The sequence below is a fragment of the Nocardioides sp. GY 10113 genome (genome assembly GCF_004919105.1).
Lineage (GTDB): Bacteria > Actinomycetota > Actinomycetes > Propionibacteriales > Nocardioidaceae > Nocardioides.
Genome location: NZ_STGK01000012.1, coordinates 135,550 through 147,902 on the forward strand (window position 1 = coordinate 135,550; position 12,353 = coordinate 147,902).

Genomic DNA, 12,353 nt, shown 5'->3' on the forward strand with positions numbered 1-12,353 from the left:
TGGTGTCGAGGCTCGCTTCGCTCGCACCTCAACCACCGGTCCTCAGCTCGTTCTTGAGCACCTTGCCCCCGAGGTTGCGGGGGAGGGCGTCGACCTTCGCCACGCTGCGCGGCACCTTGAAGTTGGCCAGCCGGTCCTTCGCGAACGCGATCACCGCCTCGGGCGTGGCCGAGCCGACGACGTACGCCTTGCCGACCTCGCCCATGCGTTCGTCGGGAACCCCGACCACGGCGACGTCGTCGACGCCGTCGAGGCGCAGCAGGGCCTGCTCCACCTCGGCGGGATAGACGTTGAACCCGCCGCAGATGTACATGTCCTTGAGCCGGTCGGTGATCCGCAGGTTGCCGGCCCCGTCGAGCGTGCCGACGTCGCCGGTGTGCAGCCAGCCGTCGGCGTCGATCGCGGCGGCGGTGGCCTCGGGGTCGTCCAGGTAGCCGAGCATCACGAAGTCGCCGCGGACCAGCAGCTCGCCGGCGCCGGTCTCGTCGGGCGCGTCGATCCGGGTCTCCATGCCCGGCACGGCGCGGCCGCAGGTGGTGGCGACCAGCTCGGCGTCGTCGCCGTCGCGGGCCATCGTCACCACGACGGCCTCGGTCATCCCGAACGCGGTCACCACCTGGTCGATCCCCAGGCCCTCGGGGGCGGCGGCGCGCATCCGCTCGATCAGCACCACCGGTACGACGGCTGCGCCCGTGACCGCCAGCCGCAGCGACGAGAGGTCGTGCTCGCCGCGGTGCGGCGCGGTGAGCAGGGACTGGTAGATCGTCGGCGCCCCCGGGATCACCGAGATCCGCTCGGACTCGATCAGGGCCAGCGTGCGGTCGAGGTCGAAGGTGGCCACCGGGTAGAGCGTGGCGCCGGTGGTCAGGCCGGTGACGATGCCGACCTTGTAGCCGAAGGAGTGGAAGAAGGGGCTGATCACCAGGTAGCGGTCCGCCGCGGTGACGCCGCCCAGCTCGCCCCAGGTCCGGGCCACGCCGACCGTCTGCCGGTGCGCGGTCATCGCGCCCTTGGGTCGGCCGGTGGTGCCGGAGGTGAAGAGGATGTCGGCGATGTCGTCGCCGGTGACGGCGTCGGCGCGGGCCTCGATCGCGGCCTCCTCGACCGCCTGGCCGCGCAGGACCAGGGTGTCCAGCTCGGCGAGGTCGAGGATCTCGGCGACGGCGGGCAGGTCGGAGGCGGCGCGCAGCTCGGCGATCTGGTGCCGGGCGAGGAAGCCGTCGGCGACCACCACGAGCCGGGCGCCGGAGCGGTCGACGATGTCGGCGGCCTCGTGGCCGGTGTAGCGGGAGTTGAGCGGCACCAGGGTGCCGCCGGCGTAGGTGACCGCGAGTGCGGCGACCACCCAGTCGATGCTGTTCGGCGCCCAGAGGCAGACCCGGTCGCCCGGCTGGAGCCCCGCGGCGACGTAGCCCCGGGCGACGCCGCGCACCTGGTCGAGCATCCCGCTGAACGAGACGGTGCGCTCACCGTCCACGTAGGCGGGATGGTCCGCGTAGGTCGCGGCCGCTGCGCGCAGCGCGGCCGGGATCGTCTCCGGGAGCGCCGTCGCGCCCGGCCCCGCGGGTCTCGTCTCGGTCATCCACTCTCCTCCGGCATCTGCCTACCAAGCATTTGCTTGGTAGGGTAGCACCGTGGACTTGACCGAGAGTGCGGACGACCGCGCATTCCGCGCCGAGATCAGGCAGTGGCTCGCCGACCACCTCGCGGGTGAGTGGGGAGCCCTCAAGGGACTCGGCGGCCCGGGGCGTGAGCACGAGGCGCACGACGAGCGCCTCGCCTGGAACCGGCACCTGGCCGCTCACGGCTGGACGGCCGTGGGCTGGCCGACCGAGCACGGTGGCCGGGGCCTGTCGCTGTGGCAGCAGGTGATCTTCCACGAGGAGTACGCCCGGTCGAACGCGCCGGCGGGCGTGAACCACCTCGGCGAGCAGCTCCTCGGGCCGACCCTGATCGCCTTCGGCACCGAGCAGCAGCGCCAGCGCTTCCTGCCGCGGATCGTCGACGTGACCGAGCTGTGGGCCCAGGGGTACTCCGAGCCCGGGGCCGGCTCCGACCTGGCCGGCGTGCAGACCAGGGCGCGGCTCGACGGCGACCACTGGGTGGTCGACGGGCAGAAGGTGTGGACCTCGATGGCCCACGTCGCCGACTGGTGCTTCGTGGTCGCCCGCAGCGAGCCGGGATCCCAGCGCCACCGCGGACTCTCCTTCCTGCTGGTGCCGCTGCGCCAGGACGGCGTGGAGATCCGCCCGATCGAGCAGCTGACCAGCGGCTCGGAGTTCAACGAGGTGTTCTTCTCCGGTGCCCGCACCGACGCCGACCTGGTGGTCGGCGAGCCCGGCGCCGGCTGGGGCGTGGCGATGGGCCTGCTCGGCTTCGAGCGGGGCGTCTCGACCCTCGGCCAGACCGTCGGCTTCGCCCGCGAGCTGGACGACGTGGTGACCCGGGCGAAGGCCAACGGCAGCATCGACGACCCCGTGGTCCGTGACCGGCTGGCCGGGCTCAAGGTCGAGCTGTCCGCGATCCGCAGCTTCGCGCTGCGCGCACTGGCGCTGGTCGAGGGTGGCCAGGACTCCGCCGCCGGTGGCGGCGCGGGCTCGATCTTCAAGCTCGCCTGGGCGCAGTGGCACCGCCGGCTCGGCGAGGTGGCGATGGACGTCGCCGGCGCCGACGGCCTGCTCACCCGCGCCGGGCGCGGGCTGAGCCAGGAGCACTACGACCTCGACGCGCACCAGCGCCTCTTCCTCTTCTCCCGCGCCGACACCATCTACGGCGGTAGCGACGAGATCCAGAAGAACATCCTCGCCGAGCGCGTGCTCGGCCTTCCCCGAGAGATCAAGGGAGCCTGATGACCACGAGCAAGATCGAGCAGCCGATGCCCGACTACGTGCCCGGCCACGACCTGCTGGCCGGCAAGGTGGTCGTCGTGACGGCCGCCGCCGGCGCCGGCATCGGCGCCTCCGTCGTACGGCGGGCGCTGGAGGAGGGCGCGAAGGCCGTCGTCTTCAGCGACACCCACGCCCGCCGGCTCGCCGAGGCCGAGAAGGCGCTGGCCGAGGAGTTCGGCGGCCACCGCGTGCGCCAGCTCGTCTGCGACGTGACCGACGAGGACCAGGTCGCCGCGCTGCTGGACGCCGCCGAGGAGTTCGGCGGCGTCGACATCATGATCAACAACGCCGGCCTCGGCGGCACCGCCGACATCCTGGAGATGACCGACGAGGAGTGGGGCCGGGTCCTCGACATCACCCTGACCGGCACGATGCGCTGCGTCCGCGCCGCCGGCCGCCGGATGGTCGCCGCCGGCAAGCGCGGGGTGATCGTCAACAACGCCTCCGTGATCGGCTGGCGCGCCCAGGAGGGCCAGGCCCACTACGCTGCCGCGAAGGCCGGCGTGATGGCGCTGACCCGCTGCTCGGCCTCCGACCTCGCGCAGCACGGCATCCGCGTCAACGCCGTCTCGCCGAGCCTGGCGATGCACCCCTTCCTGGAGAAGGTGACCTCGGCCGAGCTCCTCGTCGAGCTGAAGCAGCGCGAGGCGTTCGGGCGGGCCGCGGCGCCCTGGGAGGTCGCCAACGTGATGGTCTTCCTGGCCAGCGACTACGCGTCGTACATGACCGGCGAGGTGGTCTCCGTGAGCAGCCAGCATGCCTGAGACGAGCACCCAGTCCCCGAGGCCGAGCGCGTCGGCCCGCCGGGCCGAGCTGCTCCGGGTCGCCGCCGGGCTGTTCGCGGAGAAGGGCTTCCGCAACACCACCGTGCGCGACATCGCCGACGCCGCCGGGATCCTGTCCGGCAGCCTCTACCACCACTTCGACTCCAAGGAGTCGATGGTCGACGAGATCCTCTCCACCTTCCAGGAGCAGCTCTTCGGCCAGTACGACGAGATCCTGGCCAGCGGGGACGACCCCCGCGCGAAGCTCGAGCGGGCGGTGCGGGTCTCCTTCGAGGCGATCGAGAACCACCACGACGAGGTGGCGATCTACCAGAACGACGCCGACCACCTCGGCACCTTCCCGCGCTTCGCCTACCTCGCGGACCGCAACGCCCAGTCCCGCCAGGTCTGGATGACCCTGATCGAGGAGGGCCTGCGCACCGGGGTGCTGCGCGAGGACCTCGACGCCACGCTCACCTACCGGTTCATCCGGGACACGGTGTGGGTCGCCGTCCGCTGGTACCAGCCCGGCCGCGGCCTGACCCACACCGACATCGCCGACCAGTACGTCCGGATCCTGCTCGACGGGATCGCCAAGCCATGACTCCCGGTGGTCGAGGTGCGAGCGAAGCGAGCCCCGAGACCACCTTTCGGAAAGGATTGAGAATGCCTGAGGCCTACATCGTCGACGCCGCCCGGACCGCGGTCGGCAAGCGCGGGGGAGCACTGGCCGAGGTGCACTCCGCCGACCTCGCCGCCCACACCCTGAGCGCGCTCGTCGAGCGGACCGGGGTCGACCCCGGCGCCGTGGACGACGTGATCCTCGGCTGCTGCGACACGATCGGCTCCCAGGCCGGCGACGTCGCGCGCACCGCGTGGCTGGTCGCGGGCCTGCCCGACCACGTCCCGGGCGTCACCATCGACCGGCAGTGCGGCTCCTCCCAGCAGGCGGTGCACTTCGCCGCTCAGGGCGTGCTCTCGGGCACCCAGGACCTGGTGATCGCCGGCGGCGTGCAGAACATGAGCGCGATCCCGATCTCCGCGGCGATGATCGTCGGCCAGCAGTACGGCTTCACCACGCCCTTCGCGGAGTCGCCCGGCTGGCTCAAGCGGTACGGCGACCAGGAGGTCAGCCAGTTCCGCTCGGCCGAGATGATCGCCGGCAAGTGGGACCTCTCCCGGGAGCAGATGGAGGCGTTCGCGCTGGCCTCCCACGAACGCGCCCGGACGGCGATCGCCGAGGGTCGCTTCGCCGAGGAGATCGTGCCGTTCACGCTGGCCGACGGCTCGACGTTCGAGGTCGACCAGTGCCCGCGCGAGACGTCGCTGGAGAAGATGGCCGGCCTCGAGCCGCTGGCTCCTGGCGGCCGGATCACCGCCGCGGTCGCCTCGCAGATCTGCGACGGAGCCTCCGCGATGCTGATCGCCTCCGAGCAGGCCGTCGCCGACCACGGCCTCACCCCGCGGGCCCGGATCCACCACCTCTCGGTGCGCGGCGACGACCCGGTGTGGATGCTGACCGGCCCGATCGAGGCGACCAAGCACGCCCTGGCCAAGACCGGGATGAGCATCGAGGACATCGACCTCTTCGAGTGCAACGAGGCGTTCGCCTCGGTGGTGCTGGCGTGGATGAAGGAGACCGGCGCCCCGCACGAGAAGGTCAACGTCAACGGCGGCGGCATCGCGCTCGGCCACCCGATCGGCGCCACCGGCACCCGGCTGATGACCACGCTGCTCAACGAGCTCGAGCGCACCGGCGGCCGCTTCGGCCTGCAGACGATGTGCGAGGGCGGCGGCCAGGCCAACGTGACCATCATCGAGCGGCTGGGCTGAGTCGGACCGAGGCAGGGAGGCGTCGGGTGCGGGTCCTCGGGGTCGACGCCTGCCGGCGCGGGTGGGTCGGGATCAGCGGCGACCTCCGCGGCTACTTCGGCGCGACGATCGCCGACGTGGTCGCGGCGGCCGATGACGAGGGCCGGGTGTCGGTGGTGGGGATCGACATCCCGATCGGGCTCTCGTCGTCGGGTCCGCGGGTCGCCGACCAGGTGGTACGCCGCCTGGTCGGCGCCCGCGCGTCCTCGGTCTTCGCCACCCCGGTGAGGGCGGCGCTGGAGGCACCCACGCACGCCGAGGCGACGGCGCTCAACGTGGCCGCCACGGGCAAGGGGATCAGCCAGCAGGCCTTCGCCCTGCGGCACAAGATCCTCGACGTCGACCGGTGGCTTCCGAGTGCCGGTCGCACCGTGCTGGAGGTCCACCCCGAGCTCGGCTTCGCCACCGCGGCCGGCGCGCCGCTGCGGCACCCGAAGTCGACCTGGGCCGGGGGAGAGGAGCGGCGGGCGATCCTGGCCGCGGTGGGTCTGACGGTGCCGGCCGAGCTCGGCACGGCCGGCGCGATGGCCGGCGTCGACGACGTACTCGATGCGGCGATCGTCGCCTGGACCGCCCAGCGGTACGCCGACGGCCGGGCGACCTGCCACCCCGACCCGCCCGAGGACCTCGGCGGCGGCGTCAGCGCCGCGATCTGGGCCTGATGCCGCGGATCCACACGCGGGCTCAGGCGTCCGGCACCGGCTGGTCGTCCTCCCGCGGTCCGAAGACGCCCAGCGTCGCCGGGTCGAGTGCGTCCCCGGCCCACGCAGCGATCTGGCCGACCGATCGGCGGGAGAAGAGCACCCGGAACAGCTCGTACGGCTCGATGGCCAGCTCCGGCCCGCCAGCGCCGTACGACGTGTCGCCGGAGCGGATCGTGACCGGCTGCTCCGCGAGGAACCGGGGCGCGGCCGCGCGCACGATCGGTAGCCACATCCGCTCGGGCAACCGGCCGAGCCCGAGCGCCTCGTGCAGGTCGGCGTGGTGCACCGCGATGTCCCAGACCATGGCGGGGGTGGGGGTGTCCTCGGCCTGGTCGGCGAGCGGGCCCACGTTGCCGGCGATCTCCTCGAGCAGCTCGGCGACGCTCCGGTCGGCCCGGGACGCGAGGTGGCGGGCGGTCCACGCGGGGGAGCCGGCATCGGCCATCTGCCCGTTGGCCGCGTCGGTGCCGCTCGCGGCCAGGTGGCGCAGCACGTCGAGCACGGTCCATTCCGGGCTGGCCGGCACCCGGGTGGCGAGGACGTCCTCGTCCCACCCCGGTGCGCTGTGCTCGAGCGCCGTCGCGTTGGCCGCGTACACCGCTCCCCAGTCGGTCACCCGTCCAGGGTAGGCCCGATCCGGCCGGGTGGCATGGCGTGGGGCGAGGCGGGCTCGAGCTGGGGGCGGGGCGGGCTCCGCTCGCGCCTCGACCACGGGCTGGGGGATATCGATCGGGCGTCCCGGCGGCCCTGTCGATACCATCGAGTGACGCTCGGATCCGGGCGTCGTCCGGCCAGCTCCATCGGCCCGTCCCATCAGCCAGCCCAGGAGGCAGCGCAGTGTCCGAGATCAAGGTCGCCAGGATTCACGCCGGTGAGCGTGAGGAACGGGTGACCACTACGGGCACCAAGGCCTGGGAGCTGTTCGCCGACCACCCCGACGTGATCGCGGCGCGCGTCGGCGGCGAGCTGAAGGACCTCTCCTACGAGCTGGTCGACGGCGACGACGTCGAGTCGGTGGAGATCGGCAGCGCCGACGGCCTCGACATCCTGCGCCACTCGACCGCGCACGTGCTGGCGCAGGCCGTGCAGCAGGTCTTCCCCGAGGCCAAGCTCGGCATCGGCCCGCCCGTCGAGAACGGCTTCTACTACGACTTCGACGTCGAGACTCCGTTCGTCCCCGAGGACCTGGTCAAGCTCGAGTCGGCGATGCGCAAGATCATCAAGGAGAACCAGCGCTTCTCCCGTCGCGTGACCACCGACGCGGACGCGCTGGTCGAGCTCGCCGACGAGCCGTACAAGATCGAGCTGATCGGCCTCAAGGGCGGCGGCGACGGCGGCGAGGAGGCCGCCGAGGGCGCCAGCGTCGAGGTGGGCGGCGGCGAGCTGACCATCTACGACAACATCAACCGCAAGGGCGAGGTCGCCTGGAAGGACCTGTGCCGCGGTCCGCACCTGCCGACCACCAAGCGGATCCCCGCGTTCAAGCTGATGCGCAGCGCCGCGGCGTACTGGCGCGGCGACGAGAAGAACAAGCAGCTGCAGCGGATCTACGGCACCGCCTGGCCGAGCAAGGAGGAGCTCGACGAGCACCTGCACCGGCTCGAGGAGGCCGAGCGCCGCGACCACCGCAAGCTCGGCCGCGAGCTGGACCTGTTCAGCTTCCCCGACGAGATCGGCTCCGGCCTGCCCGTCTTCCACCCCAAGGGCGGCGTGCTCAAGCGGGAGATGGAGGACTACGTCCGCCAGCGCCACATCGAGGAGGGCTTCTCCTACGTCGGCACCCCGCACATCTCCAAGGACGGCCTGTTCCACACCTCCGGCCACCTGCCGCACTACGCGGACACCATGTTCCCGCCGATGGAGTTCGAGGGCGCGAACTACCAGCTGAAGGCGATGAACTGCCCGATGCACAACCTGATCTTCAGCAGCCGCGGTCGCTCCTACCGCGAGCTGCCGCTGCGGCTGTTCGAGTTCGGCAGCGTCTACCGGTACGAGAAGTCCGGCGTCATCCACGGCCTGACCCGGGTGCGTGGTTTCGCCCAGGACGACTCGCACTCCTACTGCACCCCGGAGCAGGCGCCCGCCGAGGTCAAGCACCTGCTGAACTTCATGCTCAGCGTGCTCCGCGACTTCGGCCTGAACGACTTCTACCTCGAGCTGTCGACCCGCGACGACTCGAAGAAGGACAAGTTCATCGGATCCGACGAGGACTGGGCGACCGCCACCGCGATCCTCGAGCAGGTCGCGACCGAGTCCGGCCTCGACCTCGTCCCCGACCCGGGCGGCGCCGCGTTCTACGGCCCGAAGATCTCGGTGCAGGCCAAGGACGCGATCGGCCGCACCTGGCAGATGGGCACCGTCCAGTACGACTTCAACCAGCCGGCACGGTTCGGCCTGGAGTACACCGCCGCCGGCGGCGAGAAGCAGCAGCCGGTGATGATCCACTCGGCGAAGTTCGGCTCCATCGAGCGGTTCCTCGGCGTGCTGGTCGAGCACTACGCGGGCGCCTTCCCTCCGTGGCTGGCCCCGGTCCAGGTGCAGGGCATCCCGATCGCGGAGCGGCACATGGACTACCTCGACGAGGTCGCCACCCAGCTGCGCAAGCGGGGGATCCGGGTGGAGATCGACCACTCCGACGACCGGATGCAGAAGAAGATCCGCAACGCGCAGCTGCAGAAGGTGCCGTTCATGGTCATCGCCGGCGACGACGACGTCGAGGCGGGCGCGGTCAGCTTCCGCTACCGCGACGGTCGCCAGGACAACGGCGTGCCGATCGCGGAGGCGATCGAGCGCGTGGTCGCCGCGGTCGCCTCCCGCGAGCAGGTCTGACGCGATAGTTTCCGGCCGTGCTCCGCTCCCGCCTCCGGCCACGCTCGGCCCCGCTCCGCGTCGCCGCGGCCCTGGCCGCCACCGTCCTGGTGGCGGCGGGCTGCGCTGCGGGTGGGGGAGGCGGCGCCTCGGCCGATGACCCGGGATCCGGCAGGGGCTCGGGCTCCGGGGGTGCGGCCGGCACGTCCGCCGACGGCTCGGGCGGCGCCGGCCTCGACAGCGACGCCGGCGAGCTCGCCGACCTTGCGGAGCAGCTGGCGCAGGGCGAGGACGGCGTCGTCAGCGGCACCGGCGGACAGCGCGGCCCGTCCGGCAAGAAGTCGGACGCCGACGCTCGCGTGGGCAGCGAGGTGGTCATCGGCTCCGACATCAGCTGGCCGCAGTGCCCGCGGGGCATGGGGATCCCGGAGAAGCGCAGCCAGGGCATGCCGATGCCGCTGCCGGATGCCGAGTTCGTGATCGTCGGCCTCACCAACGGTCCGGGGTTCACGCCCAATCCGTGCCTGGCCGACCAGGTCGACTGGGTCCTCGACCACCGGCTGCTGGTGGCGGCGTACGCCGTGGCGAGCTATCCCGATGCTGCCACGGTCGACGCCTACGGCGACCAGGGGCCGTTCCCGGCCGCCACGAAGATCGGCCGGCTGAAGAACGTCGGCTACCAGCAGGCGCGGTTCAACGTCGGCTCGATGGGGGCGGCCGGGCTGCAGACCCCGATCGTGTGGATCGACGTCGAGCCCGTGCCCGACTTCCCCTGGAGCGCCGATCCGATCGCGAACGCCGCGGTGGTCGAGGGGCTGGCCCGCGGGTACGCCGATGCCGGCTACGAGATCGGCGTCTACTCCACGCCGTCCCTGTGGCAGGGCGTGGTCGGCGACCTGAGCCTCGGGGTGCCGGAGTGGCGCGCCGCCGGGCAGACCTCCGCCGCGGAGGCGCTCTCCCGGTGCGGCGCGGACTGGTCGATCCAGGGCGGCGACGCCGTGCTGGGGCAGTGGGTGGAGGACCGCCGTGACCGGAACCTCACCTGCCCCGGCGTGGAGTCGGATCTCGTGACCTGGTTCCACCAACCCTGAGCCCGACGGGGACCCGCTACGCTGCCCCGCGCGGGGGGACCACAAGCGGGTCGACGGGACGGACGAGGTATGACGGGCAAACCTGACGGTCGCCAGGCACGCTGGGACGAGCACAACCGCGCTCGCCGGCGAGCCATCATCGACGCGGCGATCGGCGCGCTCGAGAGCCACCGACCCGGCGAGGAGGTCCAGCTCCAGGCCGTCGCGGAGGCGGCGGGCATGGCGCGGACCGTGGTCTACCGGCACTTCGACGACCGAGCCGACCTGGACCGCGCCGTCCAGAAGGCGGTCTTCGCCCGGATCGGCGAGGAGCTCGTGCCGGCGCTCGCCATCGACACCACGCCGAAGCAGATGACCGAGCGCGTGGTCGGTGCGTTCGTGCACTGGTCCGTCGCGCACCCCAGCCTGATCTGGTTCGCCGGCCGAGACCTCTCCGGCGGCGGCCCCAGCCCGATGAACGTCGCGATCGAGAACCTCGCCAGCGGCATCGAGGCCGTGATGGAGCACGTGGTCGCCGCTGCCGGCGCCTACCTCGGGCCGGACGACCGCGCGGCGCTGGACCCGTGGGTGTTCGGCATGGTCAGCGGCGTCTTCGCCTCGGTACGTCGCTGGCTGGCCCGCGACGAGCGGCGACCCGCGACCGACGCCTTCGCCGCGATCCTGGCGGAGTCCTTCTACTCCCAGCTCACGACGCTGGCCTCGAGCCGCGGCATCGACCTCGACGCGATCCCCGTCTCCGAGCTCGTGAAGCCGCTCGGCGGTGGCGCGAGGTGAGTGGCGGCCCCGGCGAGGCATCGGGCGGCGGCGACGGTCTGGAGCGGCTGTGGACCCCGCACCGGATGGCCTACGTGCGCGGCGAGGAGGAGGACGACCTCGGCCCTGACGGCCTGCCCAAGCCCGCGTGCCCCTTCTGCCGGATCACCCGGGACCCGGCGCACTCCAGCGACGACAGCCTGGTCGTCGTACGGGGGGAGACGTCGTACGTCGTGCTCAACCTGTACCCGTACAACCCCGGCCACCTGATGGTGCTGCCCTACCGCCACGTCGGCGACTACACCGACCTGGACAAGGACGAGACCGTCGAGGTCGCGGAGCTGACCCAACGGGCGATCGCGACGATCCGCCGGGTCTCCCAGCCGCACGCCTTCAACGTCGGGCTCAACCTGGGGGGACCGGCGGGCGGGTCGCTCTCGGCACACCTGCACCAGCACGTCGTGCCGCGCTGGTCCGGCGACGCCAACTTCATGACGGTGGTCGGCGGCACCAAGGTGCTGCCGCAGCTGCTGGAGGAGACCCGCGACCTGCTGGCCGAGGCCTGGGGCTGACCCGGCCCGACCGTGGCCCGACCGTGGCCCGACCCCGGCCCGACCCCGGCCCGACCCCGGCCCGCCCGGGGCTGGCTCCTCCGGGCGGCGCGGCGCCGGCTAGGGTGCTCGCGATGTTGGAGCGATTCAAGGACTTCTGGTCGGGCGTTGTCTTCATGCCCGTCGTGCGCCTGTTCATCGCGCTGGGGATCAGCCCCGACGCGGTGACCCTGGTCGGCACCCTCGGCGTGGTCGCCGGTGCGCTGATCTTCTTCCCGCAGGGCATGCTGCTCGCCGGCGTCCTGTTCATCACCGCCTTCGTGTTCAGTGACCTGATCGACGGCAAGATGGCGCGCGAGCTCGGGCGCAAGTCCCGCTTCGGCGCCTTCTGGGACTCCACGTTGGACCGGATCGGCGACGGTGCGGTCTTCGGCGGCCTGGCGCTCTACTTCGCCGGGACCGGCCCCGACCAGGGCGACTCCTACCTGTACCTGTGCCTCACGCTGTACTGCCTGGTGATGGGCTCGGTCACCTCTTACGCCCGCGCCCGTGCGGAGTCGCTGGGGATGGATGCCAAGGGCGGCATCGCCGAGCGGGCCGACCGGCTCGTCTCGATCCTGGTGATGACCGGTCTGGCGGGCATCTTCGACGCGCCGGTGCTCATCTACGTGACGCTCTGGGCGCTCGCGCTCGCGAACACCTACACGGTCGGCTTCCGGATCCTGAAGGTCTACCGGCAGGCCGTGGCGCTCGACGCCGCGGACGCCGGGCACCGGCCTGGACCCGCGGGGGAGTGACGTCCGCCGCGACCTAGACTCGTCGTATGAGCGAGCAGCAGGAGCAGGTAGCGACGACCCGCGTGAAGCGGGGCATGGCCGAGATGCTCAAGGGCGGTGTGATCATGGACGTGGTCACCCCCGAG

The 12,353-nt window shown here is 72.1% G+C and carries 12 protein-coding genes and 1 pseudogene; 11 read left to right on the top strand and 2 right to left on the bottom strand.

The features are described 5' to 3' along the window. Positions 1-28 precede the first annotated feature (28 nt). The gene (locus E8D34_RS15295) at positions 29-1,582 is read right to left on the bottom strand and encodes a FadD3 family acyl-CoA ligase (protein ID WP_136595507.1); all 1,554 of its coding nucleotides are present in this window, start codon (positions 1,580-1,582) and stop codon (positions 29-31) included. Between the two features lie 52 nt (positions 1,583-1,634). On the opposite strand from E8D34_RS15295, the gene E8D34_RS15300 reads away from it, so the two are divergent. From E8D34_RS15300 to E8D34_RS15320, 5 genes are all read left to right on the top strand, one after another. Next, the gene (locus E8D34_RS15300; RefSeq protein ID WP_136595508.1) at positions 1,635-2,849 is read left to right on the top strand and encodes an acyl-CoA dehydrogenase family protein; all 1,215 of its coding nucleotides are present in this window, start codon (positions 1,635-1,637) and stop codon (positions 2,847-2,849) included. After that, positions 2,849-3,652, top strand: coding sequence for an SDR family oxidoreductase (locus tag E8D34_RS15305; RefSeq protein ID WP_136595509.1), 804 nt, complete (start codon positions 2,849-2,851; stop codon positions 3,650-3,652). Before E8D34_RS15300 ends, E8D34_RS15305 begins: the two co-directional genes overlap by 1 nt. Further along, positions 3,645-4,256 (top strand): TetR/AcrR family transcriptional regulator, encoded by a 612-nt coding sequence (locus tag E8D34_RS15310; protein WP_136595510.1) that lies wholly within the window; start codon positions 3,645-3,647, stop codon positions 4,254-4,256. Before E8D34_RS15305 ends, E8D34_RS15310 begins: the two co-directional genes overlap by 8 nt. Positions 4,257-4,318: 62 nt before the next feature. After that, positions 4,319-5,485, top strand: coding sequence for an acetyl-CoA C-acetyltransferase (locus E8D34_RS15315; RefSeq protein ID WP_136595511.1), 1,167 nt, complete (start codon positions 4,319-4,321; stop codon positions 5,483-5,485). A 26-nt stretch (positions 5,486-5,511) separates the two neighbouring features. Then, entirely contained in the window at positions 5,512-6,186 is a 675-nt protein-coding gene (locus E8D34_RS15320) for a DUF429 domain-containing protein (RefSeq protein WP_168929466.1), read from the top strand. Between the two features lie 22 nt (positions 6,187-6,208). On the opposite strand, the gene E8D34_RS15325 is transcribed toward E8D34_RS15320, so the two are convergent. Further along, entirely contained in the window at positions 6,209-6,844 is a 636-nt protein-coding gene (locus E8D34_RS15325; protein WP_136595513.1) for a hypothetical protein, read from the bottom strand. Between the two features lie 272 nt (positions 6,845-7,116). Between E8D34_RS15325 and thrS the strand changes: the two genes are divergently transcribed. The 6 genes and pseudogenes from thrS to E8D34_RS15355 all read left to right on the top strand — a co-directional run. Beyond that, a complete protein-coding gene (gene thrS, locus E8D34_RS15330) occupies positions 7,117-9,057 on the top strand; it encodes a threonine--tRNA ligase (RefSeq protein WP_240771387.1) in 1,941 nt (646 codons plus the stop codon). A gap of 17 nt (positions 9,058-9,074) precedes the next feature. Continuing rightward, complete coding sequence (locus E8D34_RS15335; protein ID WP_136595515.1) at positions 9,075-10,127, top strand: hypothetical protein; 1,053 nt, start codon at positions 9,075-9,077, stop codon at positions 10,125-10,127. 69 nt (positions 10,128-10,196) lie between these two features. Then, on the top strand, positions 10,197-10,901 hold the full coding sequence (locus E8D34_RS15340; protein WP_136595516.1) for a TetR/AcrR family transcriptional regulator: 705 nt from the start codon (positions 10,197-10,199) through the stop codon (positions 10,899-10,901). Beyond that, positions 10,898-11,452, top strand: a complete 555-nt coding sequence (locus E8D34_RS15345; protein ID WP_240771382.1) for an HIT domain-containing protein — start codon at positions 10,898-10,900, stop codon at positions 11,450-11,452. Before E8D34_RS15340 ends, E8D34_RS15345 begins: the two co-directional genes overlap by 4 nt. A 113-nt stretch (positions 11,453-11,565) precedes the next feature. Continuing rightward, complete coding sequence (gene pgsA / locus E8D34_RS15350) at positions 11,566-12,228, top strand: phosphatidylinositol phosphate synthase (RefSeq protein WP_136595517.1); 663 nt, start codon at positions 11,566-11,568, stop codon at positions 12,226-12,228. A 26-nt stretch (positions 12,229-12,254) separates the two neighbouring features. Beyond that, positions 12,255-12,353 (top strand): annotated as a pseudogene (locus E8D34_RS15355) (pyridoxal 5'-phosphate synthase lyase subunit PdxS); the annotation flags it as partial.

Bases quoted from the DNA above. Each gene is read 5' to 3' on its own strand.
- pgsA (WP_136595517.1), top strand. From the start codon at position 11,566: ATGTTGGAGCGATTCAAGGACTTCTGGTCGGGCGTTGTCTTCATGCCC.
- E8D34_RS15340 (WP_136595516.1), top strand. From the start codon at position 10,197: ATGACGGGCAAACCTGACGGTCGCCAGGCACGCTGGGACGAGCACAAC.
- E8D34_RS15315 (WP_136595511.1), top strand. From the start codon at position 4,319: ATGCCTGAGGCCTACATCGTCGACGCCGCCCGGACCGCGGTCGGCAAG.
- E8D34_RS15305 (WP_136595509.1), top strand. From the start codon at position 2,849: ATGACCACGAGCAAGATCGAGCAGCCGATGCCCGACTACGTGCCCGGC.
- E8D34_RS15295 (WP_136595507.1), bottom strand. From the start codon at position 1,582: ATGACCGAGACGAGACCCGCGGGGCCGGGCGCGACGGCGCTCCCGGAG.
- E8D34_RS15310 (WP_136595510.1), top strand. From the start codon at position 3,645: ATGCCTGAGACGAGCACCCAGTCCCCGAGGCCGAGCGCGTCGGCCCGC.